Source organism: Chitinivorax tropicus, assembly GCF_014202905.1.
GTDB lineage: Bacteria > Pseudomonadota > Gammaproteobacteria > Burkholderiales > SCOH01 > Chitinivorax > Chitinivorax tropicus.
Genome location: NZ_JACHHY010000011.1, coordinates 61,832 through 83,298 on the forward strand (window position 1 = coordinate 61,832; position 21,467 = coordinate 83,298).

A 21,467-nucleotide genomic window follows, 5' to 3' on the forward strand; every position below is an offset into this window, starting at 1 on the left:
CTTGCCTTTCCATCCTGAGTGATTGATATCCCACCCCCCACTGGGGGCAGCGTAATTGAAACGTTCTTACTTCTGCCGCAACCGGGCCAATTGTTCCTCATAGGCGGCGGTGAACCGGTCACCAAACAACTTCTGGAAGTCATCATCCAGCAAGCGGCGCATCTCCGCATGCTGAGTGGTCAGCCGATCCCACAGCCGAGCCTTGCGGTTGGCTGGCATCATTTTGTCCATCATGCCCGCTTCGCTGTCGGTGGCTTCGATCAGCGCCGGGTTCAGCTGATTGAGCATGTCGGAGATGACCGCCCGCACCCCAGCCATGACCGCCAACTCATGATCCTTCAAATCGTCGAACGCACCGCTGATGGCCGCAACTGGCGACAGATAGCCGCTCAGGGTATTGGTCAGCATCTGCGTCAACGCACTATCGACATCGGGCAGGAATTTCAGCGGGTTGTTGCCCCGCGCCTGGATCATTGTCATGTCGCTGCGAAGCTCACGCTTGATCGCAGCACGGGCACGCAACACCAACATGGCGCCTGCCATCGCCTCCCGCAGCATCTGTCCGACCAGCTCCGCGATTTCCACCTCGTCAAGCGTCCCCTGCTTGAATGAGGCCATGCCCAGCCCGCGTAACAAAGCGGCAAAGACCGCGCTCTCGCTGGGGGGTGTTGGTACAGCTGGGGCGACTGGTACAGTCTGGGGCGTTGCCACATTGGCGGCAGCTGGCTTCGCAGCAGGGGGGACACGTGGCGGGGGAGATGGCATCAGTGTCGGCTCGGCGTCCTTCCACGGCTGGGCGGCAGGTGGAGCCGAGGCGACGGGCGGCACGACAGCCTGGGGTGGGGCGGGTGGCGGCGCAACTGGCTTGGGTGTCGGCTTTGCCACACCGTGGTCAGCCAGCGGGTCATAGTCTAGCGGGATTCCCCCTACTGTCGGCTGAAATGGCTGTTGCTGGGGAGGAACATGATCTGGCTGCGACCCTCCCGATGGCGGCATGCCGGACACCAGCGGCACCTGCCCCATGTCCGGAGTGGGTGCGCCACCAAACAGATTCAACCCAAGCGGGTCAGCAGCGGAAGGCGCAGCCAACCCACCGCTCAATACGCTGGCCGCCGCCAGTGGATCAGCCAGGGTCGTGGCGGGCTGCGCCTGTGGGGTCACGACTGGTGGCGGTGCCAGCGGGTGATCCAGCGCGGAGGGTGCCGGGGCCGCCGTAGCCATGATGCTGACCCGCAGCACATAGTCACCCATGGTCAGCAGGTCGCCGTGATTCAATCTGGCAACGTGGCCCGTGCCCAAAGGGCGATCATTGATCAAGGTCGGATTGCTGCCGACATCCGTCAGGTAATAGATCTGGTCGCGGCAAGCAATCTGTGCATGGGTTCTCGACACATATTTGCCTGGATCGGGCAGCTCAAGGTCGCTGCCTGGCGCACGACCGATCATACCGCCACCCGGCCCGAACTGACGTACCACCGGCTCAGCCGGGGGCTCATTACGATAGGTGAGAATACGAAGTGTAAGTGACATGAGCGATGATCAATTCTTTCTCTTGGCGATCACGCCAGTATCGAGGCAATGATCGGTGGTTTGGATTATGTTGATACTATTTCATGGCCCGTGCCGAATCGCGCGCCTAGGCCAGTCGAAGCCACATGACGCAATCAGCCCGCCAGTACAACCATGGCGTTTGGAAGGCCGCTCTCGAAGCATAGTGAACCTGTTGCCGACATTCCGGCCCAATTGCACATGACAGCAGCCAGCCGTCCCAGTTCTGCCGACAACAGGCAAGCTGCCCGGATGATGCGCTGGCCCGTCGCCCACTCTTTCTTTTTCTGGACTCGCCATGCAAGCTACCGATCCTCTCCTGACTGGGCTGATCAGCAACCAGCCCGACCTCGATCAACAACGACTGGCCATCTTCAGCTTGACCGGGCTGGCCCCGATCGGGCTTGATCCCGCAGGCCACCGCACCCCGCCCAGCCAGGCTGAAATCAGCGTCACGGCGCACACCACCCTACCCGCCCATGCTTCACCAGACCAGCGGCGAACTGCCTTGTTCACGCTCATACAGCAGGTGCTGGTCCAGCAAGCCAGCCGCCTGATGCGATCAGGCATGGCCAATGCGTTGACAACAGGGCATTGGGAAGCCGCAGCCATGGCTGTCTTGGCGGCGCAGGCGCATCTCGCTCGGCCACAGCCCGCGCTGGCAGCCTTGTTGGCCACACCACCCACATCCGGCGCATCAGCCCCATTGCGTTCCTGTGCTACCTTCAGCGGGCATGCAGGTTTCGGCTGCTTTGAAAATCGCCTGCACATCCGGCTAGGCCCGGATCGACCACAACAGCTGCAGTTGACCATTCAAGCCAGGCTGGCTTTACTTGATCAGCCCGGGCCTGCACTCACCCCGGCCAGCCCATTGTCTTCCACGCACCCCGTTCAGCACACGCTCCACTGGGCGCACGACGACAAGCCCTAGGCATGGCTGGCAACGCCTGGGTGCGTCAGATGATGGCTTTCATTTGCTGCCATCATCTGCCTCTTTGGCGGCATCCGGCGCCTCTGGCGATCCTCCGCAACCATTGCCTGCCGCCCCGCCGGAGTTGAGCAGGATCGGCGTGCCCGAGATCGACACCCCAGTCGGCCCGATCACGATGAATCCGCCACCAGCCTTCAAAGTGATGCTCATGCCTGCCTCGATGACCACACCCATGCCCGCTTTCAGATGGGCATTCATCCCAGCATCGACAGCATGATTCTGCCCGGCCTTCACATAATGATTCTGCCCAGCATCCAGCGACACATTGCCGCCCACCTTTTCATTGCGTTTGCCTTTGACATGGATGTGAAATGCGCCATCGACAGCCAGCAGATCATTGCCTTTGACCATGGTGTGCCGGTCCTTGCCAACCCATTGATAGGCTTCTTCTTTCACATAGTTGTCCTGATTCTTCTGAGCATGGATGAAGAGCTGTTCGCTGCCTTTTTTGTCCTCCAGCCGGATCTCATTGAAGCCACCACTGCCCTTGGTCGAATCAGACTTGATGGCTGAACGGGTGGCGCCACTTGGCAATGCATAGGGAGGCATGTTGTCGGCGTTGTAGACCGCGCCGGTTACCAAGGGACGATCCGGGTCGCCTTCCAGAAAATCGACCACCACCTCCATGCCGACGCGTGGAATGAACACCGTCCCCCAGCGCTTGCCAGCCCAGAGCTGCGCCACCCGCAACCAGCAGGAGCTTTTCTCATCGGCAGCCCCGACCCGATCCCAATGAAACTGGACCTTGATCCGGCCATATTTGTCGGTCCAGATCTCCTCGCCCGACTTGCCCACCACAATGGCAGTCTGTGGGCCTTGCACAAAAGGCTTTGGCGTGATGCGCTGAGGGCGGTACTGCACTTGGCTGCGTACTGCGGTGAAATGACACAGGCACACCGGGTCGGGCTGCGCTGTCGAATCGCTGACAAACCCGTTGTAAGCCAGCTCATATTGCATGGAGACCACCAGATACTTGCCGTTTTGTGATGACACCGGGTGCTCAGTCATTTCAAAAATGGCACCGGGGAACAGACCTCGTGCCATGGTGCGGCCCTCGAAGCGCTCCACCTGTGCCTGATATCCCTCCAGGCGATGGCGCACATGCGCCTCACCTTGCGCACGCTCAGCAAACAGACCTGGGTAATCGAAGACCTCATATTTGGACTGATCATGTTGGCGGCTCATCGTCGATTTCACCAACAGCGCCCCCGACGTACTGGCCGATGCCTTCTCGAAATCAAAATCCTTCAGCGTATAGGCCCCTGGCTGTATCTCCGCGCTGGCAGACCATTCGAAGATATCTTCCCCACGGCGGATATCACGCTCGTCAAAAGGTGAAAACGGCAGCTTGGCATAGTCGGGCGCCGGGCCATGTGCGTCCAAGGCATCACACAAGACCAGCTCATGGCGGCTCTCACCATGTTTGAAGTAATAATAGATACCCGTCTGCTCCATCAACCGGCTGACGAAATTGAAATCCGTCTCCCGGTATTGCACACAGTAAGGCAACACCTGCTGAGGAGCCTGGCCGCTACAGGTGAGCGAATAATCGGCGCAGCCATAGGCTTCGAATACCTCCTTGATGATGTCCAGAACCGACTTCTCCTGGAAAATCCGGCAATCGGCGGCGCGGGTCAGGAACCACAACCAGGGCCGCAACGTGACCCGGAACACCGCAAAGCGCCCTTTCAACCCGAGCGATGCCATCTGCGTGACATAGCCATGAAAATGTCGTTTGCCACTCTTGGTGGTACGGATGCTGACCGTCATGGGCTTGCCGAGCAGATCATCGAACGAAATGGCTGCATTCTCACAGAGCACTTCCAGCTGATACTCGCCCAGCCTGCCCATCTGCTCCTGGCCGCTCATGCGCTGGAACAACAATACATCTGCCCCCAGCGGGCTGATGACGGAAATTTCACGATGTTGGTGTGTAGCGGTCACACTTAACCTCTGGTGTTAATGGTTGTGCTGTTTCGTGATGACCCATCAAGGAATCATCGTCTTGGTGGTCATCGGATTGGTAATGCTGATCACCCCGCCAAATGAACACATGCATTTGGAAACATTGTCCAGCGCCGGTTTGTTGCCAATCAGCACGGTTGGAGCCCCTATGATCCAGGGAGCGGCTGTCGCTGGCACACAGGGCATGGGCGTCAACACACCGAACGCCGCAGCAGTGGCGGCGGCCACAGTAGGGTTGGCAGGCGAGCTGCACATGCCGAAGGGCATGATATTCACCATGGGTTTGAAATCCATGATGGTCGCCGCTGGCGGCCCTTCCGCCAGCACTTGGTCAGTCGGCAACACGATCAATGCAGAGGGCGCCATGCCAAAACTGCATTGCAGCTGGGCACCCATCGAAACCTGATTTGGCATATTCCCTCTCCCGCATACTCAACCATCCAGGTTCCATCACCATGATTTCACAGCTGATGTTGCCCTGACTCTGGCCTTGGGCCTGGGTTCGGTTGACTCAACAAAATGTAATGGACAAGCCAGCAGTGAAACGATTCCCTGACTCGACCCGATTTATTTGAAAAATTTCTGTTGACACCGCTTTGCCACTCAATATCGGATCGAATTGACTGGCTCTTGGGTTGAAGTCGAGGTACAAAACGTGCTGCATCGCGGTGGGCACGGGCGGCATATGGCCAAGGAACTGGCCCGAAACCGGTTCACCCGAACCATGTGGTGATGATCACGAGACTTGTTCATTGAGGCAATATTGAAAAAAACCATCAAAACAGAGTCAATTCAACAGTCAAGTTGTGCATCACACCACCCAGAGCCGAATGCCAGCCTTGCCATTTCACCCACGCCGCCTACGACATGATAGGAAACCCAGGCCATTCCGATCAGTGGATTGCGAGAAAACGATCACCACTTCTCATATTTTCAATAATTACGCATGTTTGAAAATAACAAACTTGCATAGCAAGATTGACACACTTATCCACCCTCTCTAGTATCGTTCAAAAACCAAGCACTTGCCGGAACAGTTCCTGAGCCCTGCCAATATGGCTAACAGGCCAGAGCCACATCGCCGCCGACAAGGCTTGTCTGCAACTGGCCCGATCTGTTTCAAAACCCAGCGCGACAGGCTGATTGGAACCAGGATCGACTGCATCCTGAATGTCATCAGCACCACTGGCCGTTCGCTATTTGATTTTTACTGGCTGGATTGGATGACATCATGACTGGACATCAAGACAATACACACGGCCTCATCATGTATTTGGCCCGCCACACCACGCCACCTTCGTTGATTCTGGAGCACGCATGACCAAATCGCTGCTCTGGCTGACCATGGCCTGGCTCATCACGCAGGCTGCATACGCCGCCCCCATTGGCACGTTGACATTTCTCGAAGGCGACAGCCAGCTGATTCGCGGCAGCACCAAATACAAGCTGCTGGAAGGGGCGCGACTGGAAGGCAATGACATTGTCGAGCTGGCAGGCAAAGGCTTTGTGCAGCTCGAATTCACCAATGGCACCACCTTATTGCTTGGCCCACAGAGCAAAGCGCTGTTGCAGCCCGGCACCACGGCGTCGGATATCGATGTGTTTTTGCTGGATGGCGCCATCAAGGTCAAAAGCACGACGTCATCAGTCAGGCTCAACACACGGGTCTTTGAATTGGCCCTCACCAACGCAACCGCCGTTGCCCGCATCGGCAGCTCCAGTGGGCTGTTCATGGAGCGCGGTAGTGGCAGGCTGGACGAGATCCTGGCGGACCAGAGCACGAGCCAGCAGAACCTGCCAGTCAATGCCTACTGGAGTCGTGCTGCTGGTGGCAAAAGCCAGGTGGCGCAGCGCCCGACTTCCGCGTTCATCACCTCGCTTCCCGCTGTTTTTCTGGATGACCCCAGGTCACGTCTGGAGAAATACGCGCACAGCAAGATCAGCCCTAACAAGCTGGGGGAGATCGGCGTCGAGGACATCAGCCCCTGGCTGCAGGCGCCACTATCTATCCGCAAGGGTTTTGTGACAGCCTGGAAGCCCCGCCTGAGCGATGCCGGCTTCAAGGCGCAGATGATGGAACAAGCGTCAAAGCTGCCGGAATGGGAAAAGCTGCTGGCACCACCCAAACCCGCCCCCTCAGCGACGCCCATCAAGCCCACCGCTCATCGTGAGCCAACCAAAACAGCGCCGGTGACGAACAACCCTGCGACCAGTCCGCCCGTGGAAATCTCGCCCGCGCCGGTACCGGTCAAAGCCGCACCGCCACCGCACACCCCCACCAACCTGCCGCCTGATGCGCCCGCGCGAAGCACGCCCTCCACAACGCCCAAGCAGGCGGATGAGGGCAATGGGCCACAACGTCGAAAACCCTATTAATAAGCAGTGATAACCGTCCACAATATGATTGAGAGCCGTAACATGCCCTGGTGTCTACTGATTTCCGGCTCTCACATCTGATCGCTGTCCATTACAATCAACCTGGCACCACGTCGGTGCCGACTGGTTTTCCGGAGACTTGCCAACATGAAGCTCATCGTCAAATTCAACCTGATATTCGTCAGCATGTTCTTGCTGGGCTTGAGCGTGGCGGGTTCGATCTCCTATAACTTGTTGCAGAAAAATGCGCGGGAAGAGATCCTGCAGAATGCACGGATCATCATGCAATCGACGCTGGCCACGCGCAGCTACACCTCAGCGCAGATCGCACCGCTGTTGCAAACCCAATTGAAATATACCTTTCTGCCGCAGACGGTGTCAGCGTTTGCCGCCACCGAGACATTCAATCTGCTGCGCCACGTCTACCCCGAATTCAGCTACAAGGAAGCGACGCTGAATCCGACCAACCCACGTAACCGGGTGACGGACTGGGAAGCCGACATCGTCAACCAATTCCGCAACAACGACAATGTCAAAGAAGTCATCGGTGAGCGCGACACCCCAACCGGCAAGGCCCTGTACTTGGCACAGCCGTTGCGTGTTGGCAGCGCCGCCTGTCTGCAATGCCACAGCACGGTCGAGGCCGCGCCCGCCACCATGATCGAAAAATACGGCAATGCCAATGGCTTTGGCTGGAAGCTGAATGAAATCGTCGGTGCGCAAGTGGTCACGATACCCAGCGATGTCCCGCTAAAACGCGCCCATCAAGCATTCCAGATGTTCATGCTGTCACTGACCAGCGTGTTCCTGGTCATCTTCCTGGCCCTGAATCTGATGCTTTACAAGATGGTGATCCGCCCGGTCACCCAGCTATCCCAACTCGCGGATGAGGTCAGCCTCGGCAACCTGGATGCGCCTGAGTTCCCAGTCAAAGGCAAGGATGAAATCAGTGCACTCGGTGCGTCATTCGACCGCATGCGCAAGAGCCTGGTCAAAGCCCTGAACCTGCTGGAAGAGTGACGATCACCTCACGCATCCGGCCCGGCCTGCTTCTGACCCGGCCCGATGTGAAAACAACAAACCGATTTGAATAGGCCATTGAATGAGCAGCAATCTTCCGACCAATCTGGGCAAATATCAGGTCACCGGCCTGCTGGGCAAAGGTGCCATGGGAGTGGTCTATAAGGCTCAGGACCCACATATCAAGCGGACAGTCGCCATCAAGACTGTCCGGCGCGAGCTGCTCGATGCCGATCAGGAAGCCCAGCTGGTCATGCGCTTCAAGAACGAGGCCCAGGCTGCGGGTGGCCTGTCCCACCCTGGCATTGTGGCGGTCTACGAATATGGTGAAGAAGAAGAGCTTGCCTTCATCGTCATGGAATACATCGCGGGCAGCGCGCTGGATGCCTATTTCAAGCAGGGGGTCCGGTTCCCGCTGGTCGATGTGGTCAGCATCATGGCCCAGCTGCTGGACGCACTGGGTTATGCGCATGGGCAGGGGGTCGTCCACCGCGACATCAAACCCGCCAACATCATGATCATGACCAATGGCAAGTTGAAAATCGCTGATTTCGGCATTGCCCGGGTCGGTGATTCCGAGCTGACCCAGGTTGGCATGGTCATGGGCACCCCCAGCTACATCGCGCCAGAACAGTATATGGGTAAAGGACGGGTGGATCAGCGTGCCGACCTGTTCTCCGTCGCAGTGGTGTTCTATCAATTGCTGACCGGTGAAAAACCCTTTACCGGAGCCAGTGACGCAGTGATCTACAAAGTCTGCCACGAGCAGCCTGCCCTGCCCTCTGCTGTGGCGCCAGATCGACATATCGGTCATTTCGACGCGGCCATCATGAAAGCACTGGCCAAACAGCCGGAAGAGCGCTTCCAGACTGCCAAGGAATTCTACGACGCCATTTTACAAGCCCACCGCGCACCGGCCATGGTGGCGCTGTCGGAGGAAACCATCATCCACCGGCCCGCACCCGTCGCCCCGCCCAGTACCGACAACAGCAGCACCAGCATGCCCCCTTCGCATTGGGATGCCAATCTGCTGAAAGAAGTGGAAGGCCGCCTGGCCAGGATCATGGGGCCTTTTGCCAAAATCATGGTTCGCAAGGCTGCCAAGCTGACCAACAATATCGATGAACTCTATCAACGCCTGGCGCAAGAAATCGAGCAGGCCACCGACCGCACAGAGTTCCTCAACACCCGCACCACGCTGACCCAAATCACCGGCACCTCACTTTCAGGCAGTCATATCGCCCGGGAAGTGATTTCCCAAGATGCCATCGATCGCGCCGCCAGACTGCTTGCGCCTTACATCGGCCCCATCGCCAAAATACTGGCCAAGAAGCAGGCCAGCAAATCAGACGGTTTGCAGGATTACCACAGGCAACTTGCGGAAAACATCACCAACCCACAAGAACGCGAACGGTTCATGAAAGAGATCGCCACGCCCACCGGCAAATGATCTTTCCTGTTTCATTGGCTGATTCCATGGCCCGGACGGTGTGACCGGGCCTTGTGGCAACGCGACCGATGCGACAAGTGTGAGCATCAGGCCAGGCTGGTGCGCAATCCTGACGGAGGCGACGAACAGTCAGCGTAAGCGGTGGTCAAAGCCTGCTTTCAAACCTGAATCGCCCCAGAAGGAAGCCCATGAAATCGCACCTCACCTTGTCCATCTTGATCAGCCTGGCCACGCCCGCGATGGCCGCCGAGGACCGTCTGGCAGACATCCTGGCGCGCGGCACAGTGCGGATCGCCACCACAGGTGATTATCAGCCCTTCAGCTACAAAAACCCGGTGACGCACGAATATGAGGGGCTGGACATCGACCTGGGCCGCCAACTGGCACGGGAGCTGGGCGTCAAGTTGGAGTGGGTCCCCACCAGCTGGCCGCAGCTGATGGCTGATTACGAAGCCGGCAAATTCGATATCGTCATGAGTGGCGTGTCGATCAATCTGGAGCGCCAGAAAAAAGCCCTGTTTTCCATTCCCTATCTCAAGGATGGCAAAACCCCCATCACCCGTTGCACAGATGCACAACGCTTCCAGACACTTGCTCAGATTGACCAGCCGGGCGTGAATGTAATCGTCAACCCAGGCGGCACCAATGAGAAATTCGCCCGGTCTCATCTACACCACGCCCGTCTGACGGTTTACCCGGACAATACGACCATCTTTGAGCAGATCGCATCAGGCAAGGCGGACGTGATGATGACCGATGCCATTGAAACCCGCCTGCAAGCCAAGCTGCGTCCAGCGCTGTGTGCCATCCATCCCAACCAGCCCTTCACCTATTCAGAAAAAGCCCTGTTGCTGCCGAACGATTTCCGATGGAAGGCCTGGGTCGATCAATTCCTGCATCAAGCCCAGGCACGCGGCACCCTGGATCGGTTGCAAACACGCTGGCTGAGCTGGCCCTGGCTGACCCAAGCGCCGCAAAATGACCTCGACACCTTGCTTGCGCTGATGAATGAGCGGCTGAAGCTGATGCCAGATGTTGCACGATACAAATGGAACGAGCAGTCAGCCATCGAAGACCTGGCGCGGGAAAAGACCATTCTGGCTGATCTGGTGAAACAGGCGGAAGCAGCGAAAGTCTCCCCATCGCTGGCAACCGCCTTTTTCAAAGCGCAGATCGAGGCCGCCAAAATGGTGCAACACCAATTGACTGATAGCTGGCGGCAGCAACAGGCAAGCCGGTTCGAAGACATACCAGACCTGAAAACCGAGATCCGCCCCCGCTTGGATGCATTGACCAGCCAATTGATCGATGCCCTGGCCCGCAATCAAACCACCCTGGCTGACCCGGCCCGCCAACCGCTGATCGAGTCCACCGCACAGCGCTGGATTCCACAAACCCAATGGGGCGAAGCCGCCAAGACTGCTTCCGCGCCCTTACTCAACCCACGCCCCTGATCAGGTATCCGCAGACAGACAGCCGCATCTGCCGCCCGGTTTGTCTGTCTGCATCGATTCGGGCGCGGGAGCCGCCAATCCAATATATCCATTTTTTATATAAAAATAAATTTATATTATTTTTTGAAATATAAGATCTCCTCTAGACTCAGCCCAGATCAAGCTCAGCCGCGCCATCTGGCGGGGTCGGGCATCAAACACAGCAGAGAGGAAATCATGGCGCGTCATCTACTCATCTCCCTGGCGTTGGCTGCAACGGTTGTCAGCCATACCACCCTGGCGGCAAGCATTTCGCTATTGAATGTCTCCTATGACCCGACACGCGAGCTGTATCAGGACTATAACAAGGCCTTTGCCCAATACTACAAACAGAAGACAGGGGATGATGTGTCGGTCAAAACCAGCCATGGCGGCTCGGGTAAGCAGGCTCGCGCTGTCATCGACGGGCTGGAGGCCGATGTGGTGACCCTGGCGCTGGCCTATGACATCGACGAGATCGCCGCACGAGGCAAGCTGCTGGATGCAGATTGGCAGAAACGCCTGCCGCACAATGCCAGCCCATACACCTCGACCATTGTGTTTCTGGTTCGCAAGGGCAACCCGAAAGGAATCAAGGACTGGCAAGATCTGGTCAAGCCAGGTATCCAGGTCATCACCCCCAACCCCAAAACCTCTGGCGGGGCGCGCTGGAACTATCTGGCAGCCTGGGGGTACGCCCTGAAACAGCCTGGCGGCAGTGATGTCAAGGCCCGCGAATTTGTACAGAAGCTATACAAAAACGTCCCGGTACTGGATTCCGGCGCACGGGGCGCCACCACGACTTTTGTCGAGCGCGGCATCGGTGATGTGTTGCTGGCCTGGGAGAATGAGGCATTATTGGCCATCAAGGAATTGGGGCCGGACAAATTCGATATTGTCGCGCCGTCGTTGTCGATCTTGGCTGAGCCCCCGATCGCCGTGGTTGACAAACATGCGGCCAAACATGGCACCGCAGCCGCAGCCCAAGCCTATCTGACGTACCTATACAGCCCGGTGGGCCAGGAAATCATCGCCCAGAACCACTACCGCCCCGTTGACGCCCGAGTCGCGGAGAAATACGCCAAACAGTTCCCGAAACTGAACCTGTTCAAGATCGACGAGGTGTTCGGCGGATGGCAAAAAGCGCAGAAGACCCACTTCAGCGATGGCGGGGTGTTCGACCAGATCTATGGCATCCGATAATCAGCCTGGGTTTATGGCATGATGAAGCGGAATCGACCTGGATTCCTTCCTGTATGACATGCTACGGGCGGCACCCACCAGTGCCGCCTGATTCACCCTCAAGGAGACGCAATGCGCATCGAAACGCTGGCCGTACATGGCGGCTACTCCCCCGACCCCACCACCAAAGCCGTCGCCGTACCGATCTACCAGACTACCAGTTACGCTTTTGACAGCACCCAGCACGGTGCAGATCTGTTCGATCTGAAAGTGCAGGGCAATATCTATACCCGCATCATGAACCCGACCACCGATGTACTGGAAAAGCGCCTGGCGGCGTTGGAAGGTGGAGTGGGCGCACTGGCATTGGCATCGGGCCAGGCCGCCATCACCTATGCGATTCTGACCATTGCCGAAAGCGGCGATAACATCATCGCCACCAGTACCTTGTATGGGGGCACCTACAACCTGCTGGCGCACACTTTGCCGCAATATGGCATCCAGACACGATTTGCTGATTATCGCGAGCCTGCAAGCTTCGAAAGGCTGATCGACGACCAGACCAAAGCCATCTATGCCGAATCGATCGGCAACCCGCTTGGCAATGTGGTCGATATCGGTGCGCTGGCCGAGATCGCCCATCGCCATGGCATTCCGCTGATCATCGACAATACAGTGGCCACCCCATATATGTGTCGCCCATTCGAACATGGTGCGGACATCGTCGTACACTCTCTGACCAAATACCTGGGCGGCCACGGTAACAGCATCGGGGGTGCCATCGTTGACTCGGGCAAGTTCCCGTGGGCATCGCATAAACAGCGCTTCAAGCGCCTCAACGAGCCGGATGTCAGCTACCACGGCGTGGTCTATACCGAAGCCCTCGGCCCCGCCGCCTATATCGGTCGGGCGCGCGTCGTGCCCCTGCGTAATATGGGCGCGGCGATCAGCCCATTCAACAGCTTCCTGATCCTGCAAGGGATCGAAACCCTGGCCCTGCGTATGGATCGCATCAATGCCAATACCCTGGCGGTCGCCCAGCACCTGCAACGCCACCCGGACGTAGCCTGGGTACAATACGCCGCGTTGCCAGACACCCCCTCCCGACCCTTGGTCGATCGTTATCTGAATGGTCAGGCATCGGGCATCCTCAGCTTTGGCATCCAAGGCGGGGCCGAGGCCGGAGGCCGCTTCATCGATGCGCTGCAGCTGATCACCCGTCTGGTGAATATCGGTGACGCCAAGTCGCTGGCCTGCCACCCGGCCACCACAACGCACCGCCAGCTCTCGCCCGATGAGTTGAAGAAAGCCGGAGTCAGCCCGGACATGGTGCGCCTGTCGATTGGTATCGAACATATCGATGACCTGCTGGCAGACATCGACCAAGCCCTGACCCACGCACGAGGCTGACCGCTTCCAGTCGCCCGCCTCGGTAGCTGCAGGCCCCGCCTGCAGCTCACGCCGTCAATGCATCATTCACCATGGACAGTGCCTGCTTGATCGCCGCACCGGTTTCGGCCTCATGTGTATTCAGAAAGAAATGCCCAGCTGGCAGCCAGGTCAGATCAAATCGTGCCTCGGTCATCGCTTGCCACGCCTGCAAGCCCGCCTTATCGGTAAACGGGTCCTGATCACCGGCAATGACCTGGATCGGGCAGGGTAACGGCGGATGCCCCGGCCAGCGGTAGGTTTCCAGCAAACGATAATCGTGTTGAACCGGTCGGGCGAGAAACGCCAACATGTCATCATCACCCAGCAACGCCGCCGGTGTGCCGCCCATTCGAATCAGATGCTGACGCACGCCTTGCAGGTCCATCTGATGCACATTGCGCGAAGGCGGTAGACAATGCGGGGCATTCGATGCACAGATCACCAGCCCACGCGGCGGGCGGCCTGCCCGGGTCAGCTGACAAGCCAGCTCATAAGCCAATAGCCCACCAAAGCTGTAGCCAATCAAAACTGGAGGGGTTGGCCAACCCGCCGTTGCCATGGCGGCCTCGGTGCAGAGTTGGTCGATGCTGCCAGCCGGCGCATCGGTCAACCGCCGACCACGCAGCGGCAGCACCCATTCGGCCAGTACATGATCTGGCGCCAGCAGGCGGGCAAGGTGCTGAAACACCATGCCATTGGCACCCGCATAGCCCAATCCCAAGGTGTCAGGGATCGCATCGTGGTAAAAGTGCAAATTCTGCTCAAATCTGATCTTCTTCACAGGCCCTCCTGGCCACACAACCGGCTCCAGCCAACACCATCAACGATGCCATCAAGCATAACACCCGCCACTTTGCATTCCTTCATCCGCAATCCAGCACGTAGATACCCACTCTCAATTGATGCAAGGCATGATCTGATCCCATTGCATCGCGAATGCGGCGAATATGCTACGATGCGCGGTTCTCTTGCTTTCTGATTCGACGATTCACCCATGCACGCCGCACTGCGCCCGCTCTACCAACGCCTTTCCCAAAGTTGCCTGATCGACCGTCAGCCGATCAAACGCCGCCTGCGCCAGCTGGAAGAACGTCTGAAACAAGGCAAACCCAGCGATAAAGCCCTGGCCGACATCGAGAGCATGTTGACCCAGTCGGCCACCAGGCTGGCAGCGCGCTTGGCGGCCCTCCCCAAGCCGACCTTCGATACGGCGCTGCCGGTCAACCAGAGACGTGAGGTATTGAGCGAAGCCATTGCCAAGCATCAGGTTGTCATTGTCTGCGGTGAAACCGGCTCGGGTAAAACCACACAATTACCAAAGATCTGCCTGGACCTGGGGCGCGGCGCGGCAGGGCTGATCGGCCACACGCAACCCCGCCGGATCGCGGCACGCTCGGTGGCTGCCCGCCTGGCGCAAGAGCTCAACAGCCCATTGGGCGAGGTGGTGGGCTACAAGGTACGTTTCAACGACAAGATCAGCGAACGCAATCATGTGAAACTGATGACCGATGGCATTCTGCTGGCGGAAAGTCAGGGCGATCGTTATCTGAACGCCTACGACACCATCATCATCGACGAGGCGCATGAGCGCAGCCTGAACATCGATTTCCTGTTGGGCTTTTTGAAGCAACTGCTGCCCAAGCGGCCCGATCTGAAAGTCATCGTCACCTCAGCCACCATCGACGCAGAACGCTTCAGCCGTCATTTCAATGGCGCACCGGTGATCGAGGTGTCTGGTCGTACCTATCCGGTCGAAGTCCGCTATCGCCCCTTACAGACCAAGGACGAAGACGATCGCGAAGAGGACATGGAAGAAGCGATTGTCGATGCTGTGGATGAGCTGATGCGTGAAGGCCAGGGTGACATTCTGGTGTTCCTGCCCGGCGAGCGGGAGATCCGCGACACCGCTGAGCATCTGCGCAAGCACCAGCTGCGCGGGGTCGAGATCCTGCCGCTGTTTGCACGCCTGTCGATCGAAGACCAGCAACGAGTCTTCCGGCCCAGCGGTCAACGGCGGGTGGTGTTGGCGACCAACGTCGCTGAAACCTCCCTGACCGTCCCCGGCATCCGCTACGTGATCGACACCGGCTTGGCACGGGTGAACCGTTACAGCGCACGTGCCAAGGTCACTCAGCTGCAGATCGAGAAGATCAGCCAGGCCTCGGCCAGGCAACGTGCAGGCCGCTGTGGCCGGGTGGCCGAGGGCATCTGCGTGCGCCTGTATGATGAAGCCGATTTCAACGCCCGCCCTTCACCGACCCGGAAATCCTGCGCTCCTCGCTGGCCAACGTCATTTTACGGATGAGTGCGCTGCACCTGGGTGATGTCGAGGCTTTCCCCTTTATCGAGGCCCCCTCCTCGCGCCAGATTGCCGATGGCTACCAGCATCTGCAGGAACTGGGCGCGGTGGATGAGCGCCGCCAACTGACGACGCTGGGCCTGGAGCTGGCCAAACTGCCAGTTGACCCGAAAATTGGCCGCATGCTGCTGGCCGGGCGTGACGAACAGTGCTTGACCGAGATCCTGACCATTGCCTCCGGGCTGTCGATCCAAGACCCGCGCGAGCGCCCCTATGAGGCGCGCGAAGCAGTGGATCGAGCCCAGGCCCGCTTTGTCGATGAGCGCTCGGATTTTCTGAGCTATCTGAAGCTATGGGATTTTTTCGACGACGCCATCAAGCACAAGAAATCCAACAAGCAGCTGATCAACCAATGCCACGATCTGTACCTGTCACATCTGCGATTACGCGAGTGGCGCGAGCTGCACGCCCAACTGGCCAGCATTGTCGGTGAGATGGGGCTGCGGGTGAACGAGACCCCAGCCACCTATGAACAGATCCATCGAGCCTTGATGTCCGGCCTGCTAGGCAACCTGGGCATGAAACAGGCGGAAGACGACCAATATCTTGGTGCGCGTGGTATCAAGTTCTCGATCTTCCCCGGCTCGGGCCTGAAGAAATCCCGCCCCAAGTGGGTATTGACCAGCGAGCTGGTCGAGACAACCAAGCTCTATGCGCGCTGTGTCGCCAAGATCGAGCCGGAATGGGTCGAGCCGATTGCCAAGACCATCTGCAAGAGCCATTTCTACGAGCCGCACTGGGAAAAGGATCGCGGCGAAGTGGTCGCCTGGGAGCGGGTCACCCTGTATGGCCTGCCCATCGTGCCACGCCGTACTGTCTCCTATGGCCGGGTGAACCCACAGGAAGCCCGTGAGATCTTCATCCGTGAGGCGCTGGCAACCTTCCAGTTCACCACCCGTGGTGGTTTCTATCAGCACAACCGTGACTTGGTGCGTGACATCGAACAACTCGAACACAAATCCCGTCGCCCAGATGTGTTGGTCGATGAGCAGGCCATTGTCGAGTTCTACGATGCCATCATTCCACAGGATATCTGTAACGCTGCCAGCTTTGAAAGCTGGCGCGAACAAGCAGAGAAGCAGCAACCGAAAATTCTGTGGATGACCCGCGACAAGCTGATGCGACATGGTGCTGATCAAGTCACCGCCGACCTGTACCCCGAGCAGATGACTGTCGCGGGGGTCAAGCTGCCATTGAAATACCGCTTCGAGCCCGGCCACTCGCTGGACGGCGTCACGGTCACCGTCCCGCTCGCCCTGCTGAACCAGCTGGAGCCCGAGCAATTCGATTGGCTGGTGCCTGGCATGCTGCGGGAGAAACTGACCAGCCTGATCAAATCGCTGCCCAAAACCTTGCGCCGGCATTGTGTGCCGGTGCCCGACTTCGTCACCAGCGCATTGACCGACCTGCCCATTGGCGATGGCCCGTTGCTGGAAGCCCTTGGCACCTATATCCGACAACGCACCCAACAGACTGTGGTACGAGCGGATTGGTCCATGGAGGGCCTGTCGCCGCACTGCTTCATGAATTTCCGCATTGTGGACGATGCGCGTAACGAGCTGGCAATGGGACGCGACCTGAACCAGCTCAAGACACAACTGGGCCAGGCCGCGCAGCTGACCTTCCGCGACAACGCCCCCAGCATCGAACGCGAGGGCCTCACCAAGTGGGACTTCGGTGACCTGCCCGAGAAGATCGCCTTCAGCAAAGGCCGTCAGCAATTGACAGGCTACCCAGCGTTGGAAGACATGGGTGATTCGGTAGCCATCCGCTTGTTCGATACCGAGCTGGAGGCCAGTACCGCCATGCGCGAAGGCGTGCGGCGCCTGTTGCGGCTGGAGCTGAAGGAGCAGATGAAGCAGCTGGAGAAGGGCCTGCCGAACTTCACCCAGATTGCCATGCAATTGCGTGCCGTAGCCAATGCCGACGATTTGAAGGACGATGTGCTGCTGGCCATCACCGACCGGGCATTCATCGGTGACGAAGCGCTGCCACGTAATGACAAGGCCTTTGCCGACCTGCGGCAAAAAGCCAAGACCCGCCTGCCTGCGGTCACACAAGGCGCGATGCAGCTGCTGGCCCAGATTGCCACAGAATACCAGCAGAATGTGCTGAAGCTGACAGGCCAACAGAAACCCATACCCGAGCTGCGCGAACAGATGCAGCAGCTGGTCTACAAAGGCTTCTTCCACACCACGCCGTGGGCGCAGCTGACCCACCTACCGCGTTACCTGAAAGCGTTGCGAGTACGGCAGGAAAAGTATGGCAACAACCCCAGCCGCGATCAACAACGTAGCGCCGAGATCATCGAGCTGGCGAGCCGCCTGCAGGCCAGGCTGGAGCGCAACCGCAAAGCGGGGCTCGACGAGCCCAAGCTGGTGGAATTCCGCTGGTTGATCGAGGAGCTGAAGGTCTCGCTGTTTGCTCAGGAATTGAAAACACCGTTCCCGGTGTCATTGAAACGGCTCAATAAATTCTGGGATGACGAAATCGGGCGCTGAGCACCGCGCCAACCCGCATCCATATTGGCTTGACAACCGCTGTGCCAATAGCGGTACGATGTTAAGCGAGGGCATGACACGCCCTCGCTAAATTGACAAACAGAATCTAAGATAAGGGGTATCAGGGCGGAAGGTGCGCTGGTATTCGTTTGAATGCTCCCCTCGCAACCCAATCGACTCACATGACTTGGGGCACGAGGCTGCGGTGCGCGCCTGACGATCATTCCAACGGCTGCCAACAGCCGATCCACTGCCGTATTGAACAAAGCAGGTCTAGACATGAGTGAGCAGGCCCCCGTTTCAATCAATGGCGATGAGCATGACGATCGCGCCTTCATCTGCCGCGAAGCCATCCTCAACCGCCAGCAACGCGTCATCGCCTATGAATTCCTGCTGCACAAAGGCATTACCAGTCGCGCCCGCATTCTGACCCCTACCATCAGCAAATTCTACGACGTTGCTTTGATCGCCCACTTGTTGTCGATCGGCATCGATCGCATGTTGGGGAAACGCGCAGCATTTGTCTCGCTGTTCACGCTCGACAGTCTGTTCGACCCTGGGGTCGAAAATCTGCCCGCCAAGCATATCGTGCTCAGCATCGATATCGACAAATTCAGGCAGGCCACGCCTGACCAGCTCAACCGGGTCAACGACCTCCGGCAAGGCGGTTTTCGCTTTGCCTGCTTGTTCGACGGCAAGGTGCTGCCAGAGGACAAGACTTATTACGCACTGGCGCAATACCTGACCCTGGACCTGAGCCGCCCCGCTGAACAGGACATCGCCCAGGCCATCAACACCATCCTTGGCCAATGTCCACATCTGGAATTGTTGGTGAAGAATATCCTGGTGCATGAGGAATTCAGCGCGGTGTTCAGCGGCTCGTCCTATAGCCAGCAGATCGAATACTTCCAAGGGCCGTTTGTCACCTCCCGCGAGCCTTGGGAGGACAAACCGGTCGAAGCCAGCAAGCTGCGTATCATCGAATTGCTCAACAAGGTCAAGCAGGATGAAGACCCGCAGGCGGTTGCCGACTCACTCAAACGCGACCCGGTGCTGCTGTTCAAGATCCTGCGCTATGTCAACAGCCCGCTGACCGGCCTGCGCACACAAGTGGAGACCGCCGAGCAGGCGCTGATGGTGCTGGGGCGCGACAAGCTCTATAGCTGGCTGTCGTTATTGTTGTTCGTCGCCAATCAGGAATCCGGCGATGAATTCGCGCTGCTGGACAGCGCCCTGATCCGCGCACGCCTGATCGAGTTGACAGGTGCCAGGATATTAGGGGCTCCGCATGGCAGCGCACTGTTCCTGACTGGTATCTTCTCGCTGTTGGATATCTTGTTGAAACTGCCACTCCATCGGGCACTGGGCTATCTCAAGCTGCCCGACGCCTTGATCGACGCCCTGGTCAACGAGCAGGGGGATTACTATCCCTTCCTTGAGCTGGCGCTGGCGTGCGAGACAGGCACGCCCAAAGAGGTGGCCATGATCGCGGCCAGGCTGGGTCTGACCGAGGACGAGGTCAATGAATATCACGTCCAGGCCATTGTATGGGCCAATCAACTGGAAAGCTGACACTCAGGGATGACCACACTCAGTTGATCTGGTTTCGTGACTTGCACTGGATCAAGTCAGGCGCAAGTCACGGCACCACGACAACGAAACCTAGGCCGCAGTATGGAGAAACCGCTGCGCCAACAAGGGGCGCAAGCGTCGATGTGCCTGTCGCACCAGCTGCTCAGTGGTGTGCCAATCGATGCAGGCATCCGTCACTGAGCACCCATATTTCATCCGATCGCGATCCGGCTGGATGGCTTGGCTGCCCGCCTCCAGAAAGCTCTCGATCATCACCCCGACAATTGAACGATTGCCTTGCTCGATCTGGCTCACGACATCCATCATGACCAGCGGTTGGCGTTGTGGCTGTTTGTTCGAATTGCCGTGCGCACAATCCACCACGATGTTGGCCGGCACCTGATGCCGGATCATGGTCTGCTCGGCATGCCTGATGCTGACCGCATCGTAGTTGGGCCGTCCGCCGCCCCGCAGGATCAAGTGCCCAAATGGGTTGCCAGATGAGCGCAATATGGCCATACGGCCATCTTCATCCATCCCGAGATAGGTGTGTGAACGAGCTGCCGCGCCCATGGCATGGATCGCCACCTCGACATTGCCATCGGTGCCATTCTTGAACCCGACTGGCATCGGCAGGCCCGATGACATTTCACGGTGCGGCTGGGACTCGGTAGTGCGTGCGCCGATGGCAGCCCAACTGACCAGATCACCCAGATAGGCCATCGAAAACAGATCCAGTGCCTCTGTTGCCACCGGCAAACCCAGTCCACCCAGCTGCAACAAGGTGTCCCGCGCCAGATACATGCCCTCGCCCATCCGACAGCTACCATCCAGGTGCGGGTCATTGATCAAGCCCTTCCAGCCTATGGTGGTGCGTGGCTTTTCAAAATAGGCACGCATCACCAGCACCAACGTATCGGATACGTCTTCGGCCAGCTGCCGCAGCCGTTGGGCATAGTCCAGAGCCGCAACAGGATCATGGATCGAGCAAGGCCCGACAATGACCACCCAACGTGGATCATTACGATCCAGAATCTCAGTCAGCATCCGTCTGCCTTCAGCTACAGAGGCCACGGTGCAGGCATTGCCCGGTAATTGTCCACGCAGCTCGACCGGGCTGGGCATGGCTTCCGCCACCACCCGCCGGCCCAGCGCACCAGTGTGCGTTTCGGTCAGATCTCGTTTCATCAGGTGAATTCTCTACGCGAAGTACAGTCAGCAATGGATTGGATGGTATGTCTCGCGGCAACGGCAGGCCAGATGCTGTTGCGTGGGGCTCGGCACGGCCTGGATCACATGCCAAGCCGGGGCCGATCAGGTGGGCACCTTGCATCGAACCCATGCCAAGTGCCACCAAGGGGATTCATTCATCGACAGAGCCAGCGTGCGGACTCAGGTGGACGCGATCTGCGATATCCACCGCCAGGGCGTCTGGTGCCCGGGCTCCGCTGCAATGGCTGATCCAGCGTCGATTGCGAAACCTCACCAACAACGCCCATGATCATGCATGGGCGGGTTTTGCAAAACCTTGCGCCAGATCAAGTCCCATTCTCATGCAGAACCAGGCAAATACCGCTCAGATCATGACATGTGCTGTGAT

The 21,467-nt window shown here is 58.4% G+C and carries 13 protein-coding genes and 1 pseudogene; 9 read left to right on the plus strand and 5 right to left on the minus strand.

Annotation, left to right across the window (positions count from 1 at the left end; all coding sequences use genetic code 11):
- Positions 1-66: 66 nt before the first annotated feature.
- On the minus strand, positions 67-1,530 hold the full coding sequence (gene tagH / locus HNQ59_RS09975; RefSeq protein WP_184038544.1) for a type VI secretion system-associated FHA domain protein TagH: 1,464 nt from the start codon (positions 1,528-1,530) through the stop codon (positions 67-69).
- Between the two features lie 316 nt (positions 1,531-1,846).
- Between tagH and HNQ59_RS09980 the strand changes: the two genes are divergently transcribed.
- Positions 1,847-2,479 (plus strand): hypothetical protein, encoded by a 633-nt coding sequence (locus HNQ59_RS09980; protein ID WP_184038547.1) that lies wholly within the window; start codon positions 1,847-1,849, stop codon positions 2,477-2,479.
- Between the two features lie 39 nt (positions 2,480-2,518).
- Here HNQ59_RS09980 and HNQ59_RS09985 read toward each other — a convergent pair whose 3' ends face one another.
- On the minus strand, positions 2,519-4,483 hold the full coding sequence (locus HNQ59_RS09985; RefSeq protein WP_184038550.1) for a type VI secretion system tip protein TssI/VgrG: 1,965 nt from the start codon (positions 4,481-4,483) through the stop codon (positions 2,519-2,521).
- A 45-nt stretch (positions 4,484-4,528) separates the two neighbouring features.
- Positions 4,529-4,918, minus strand: coding sequence for a DUF4280 domain-containing protein (locus tag HNQ59_RS09990; RefSeq protein ID WP_184038553.1), 390 nt, complete (start codon positions 4,916-4,918; stop codon positions 4,529-4,531).
- Between the two features lie 903 nt (positions 4,919-5,821).
- Between HNQ59_RS09990 and HNQ59_RS09995 the strand changes: the two genes are divergently transcribed.
- The 6 genes from HNQ59_RS09995 to HNQ59_RS10020 all read left to right on the plus strand — a co-directional run bounded on the left by HNQ59_RS09995 (position 5,822) and on the right by HNQ59_RS10020 (position 13,414).
- Positions 5,822-6,880 (plus strand): FecR family protein, encoded by a 1,059-nt coding sequence (locus HNQ59_RS09995; RefSeq protein WP_184038556.1) that lies wholly within the window; start codon positions 5,822-5,824, stop codon positions 6,878-6,880.
- 147 nt (positions 6,881-7,027) lie between these two features.
- Positions 7,028-7,900, plus strand: a complete 873-nt coding sequence (locus HNQ59_RS10000; RefSeq protein WP_184038559.1) for a c-type heme family protein — start codon at positions 7,028-7,030, stop codon at positions 7,898-7,900.
- An 82-nt stretch (positions 7,901-7,982) separates the two neighbouring features.
- Complete coding sequence (locus HNQ59_RS10005; protein WP_184038562.1) at positions 7,983-9,350, plus strand: serine/threonine-protein kinase; 1,368 nt, start codon at positions 7,983-7,985, stop codon at positions 9,348-9,350.
- Positions 9,351-9,538: 188 nt separating this feature from the next.
- Positions 9,539-10,804, plus strand: coding sequence for a gamma subclass chorismate mutase AroQ (gene aroQ / locus HNQ59_RS20005; protein WP_184038565.1), 1,266 nt, complete (start codon positions 9,539-9,541; stop codon positions 10,802-10,804).
- Between the two features lie 216 nt (positions 10,805-11,020).
- Positions 11,021-12,025, plus strand: a complete 1,005-nt coding sequence (locus tag HNQ59_RS10015) for a sulfate ABC transporter substrate-binding protein (RefSeq protein ID WP_184038568.1) — start codon at positions 11,021-11,023, stop codon at positions 12,023-12,025.
- A gap of 111 nt (positions 12,026-12,136) precedes the next feature.
- Entirely contained in the window at positions 12,137-13,414 is a 1,278-nt protein-coding gene (locus HNQ59_RS10020) for an O-acetylhomoserine aminocarboxypropyltransferase/cysteine synthase family protein (protein WP_184038570.1), read from the plus strand.
- A gap of 46 nt (positions 13,415-13,460) precedes the next feature.
- Here the strand turns inward: HNQ59_RS10020 and HNQ59_RS10025 are convergent, their stop codons facing one another.
- Positions 13,461-14,216 (minus strand): alpha/beta fold hydrolase, encoded by a 756-nt coding sequence (locus HNQ59_RS10025; RefSeq protein WP_184038573.1) that lies wholly within the window; start codon positions 14,214-14,216, stop codon positions 13,461-13,463.
- 213 nt (positions 14,217-14,429) lie between these two features.
- On the opposite strand from HNQ59_RS10025, the pseudogene hrpA reads away from it, so the two are divergent.
- Both hrpA and HNQ59_RS10035 read left to right on the plus strand, forming a co-directional pair.
- Positions 14,430-18,295: pseudogene (hrpA, locus tag HNQ59_RS10030) on the plus strand (ATP-dependent RNA helicase HrpA).
- Between the two features lie 279 nt (positions 18,296-18,574).
- Positions 18,575-19,867 carry an EAL and HDOD domain-containing protein gene (locus tag HNQ59_RS10035; protein WP_184038575.1) on the plus strand — a complete coding sequence of 431 codons (1,293 nt, stop codon included), beginning with the start codon at positions 18,575-18,577 and terminating at the stop codon, positions 19,865-19,867.
- A 90-nt stretch (positions 19,868-19,957) separates the two neighbouring features.
- Here HNQ59_RS10035 and HNQ59_RS10040 read toward each other — a convergent pair whose 3' ends face one another.
- Positions 19,958-21,055 carry a 3-deoxy-7-phosphoheptulonate synthase gene (locus HNQ59_RS10040; RefSeq protein WP_184038578.1) on the minus strand — a complete coding sequence of 366 codons (1,098 nt, stop codon included), beginning with the start codon at positions 21,053-21,055 and terminating at the stop codon, positions 19,958-19,960.
- Positions 21,056-21,467: the final 412 nt, after the last annotated feature.

Coding starts and splice junctions, on each gene's coding strand:
- HNQ59_RS10000 (WP_184038559.1), top strand. CDS start 7,028: ATGAAGCTCATCGTCAAATTCAACCTGATATTCGTCAGCATGTTCTTG.
- HNQ59_RS09980 (WP_184038547.1), top strand. CDS start 1,847: ATGCAAGCTACCGATCCTCTCCTGACTGGGCTGATCAGCAACCAGCCC.
- tagH (WP_184038544.1), bottom strand. CDS start 1,530: ATGTCACTTACACTTCGTATTCTCACCTATCGTAATGAGCCCCCGGCT.
- HNQ59_RS10015 (WP_184038568.1), top strand. CDS start 11,021: ATGGCGCGTCATCTACTCATCTCCCTGGCGTTGGCTGCAACGGTTGTC.
- HNQ59_RS10020 (WP_184038570.1), top strand. CDS start 12,137: ATGCGCATCGAAACGCTGGCCGTACATGGCGGCTACTCCCCCGACCCC.
- HNQ59_RS09995 (WP_184038556.1), top strand. CDS start 5,822: ATGACCAAATCGCTGCTCTGGCTGACCATGGCCTGGCTCATCACGCAG.
- HNQ59_RS10035 (WP_184038575.1), top strand. CDS start 18,575: ATGAGTGAGCAGGCCCCCGTTTCAATCAATGGCGATGAGCATGACGAT.
- HNQ59_RS09990 (WP_184038553.1), bottom strand. CDS start 4,918: ATGCCAAATCAGGTTTCGATGGGTGCCCAGCTGCAATGCAGTTTTGGC.
- HNQ59_RS10040 (WP_184038578.1), bottom strand. CDS start 21,055: ATGAAACGAGATCTGACCGAAACGCACACTGGTGCGCTGGGCCGGCGG.
- aroQ (WP_184038565.1), top strand. CDS start 9,539: ATGAAATCGCACCTCACCTTGTCCATCTTGATCAGCCTGGCCACGCCC.
- HNQ59_RS10005 (WP_184038562.1), top strand. CDS start 7,983: ATGAGCAGCAATCTTCCGACCAATCTGGGCAAATATCAGGTCACCGGC.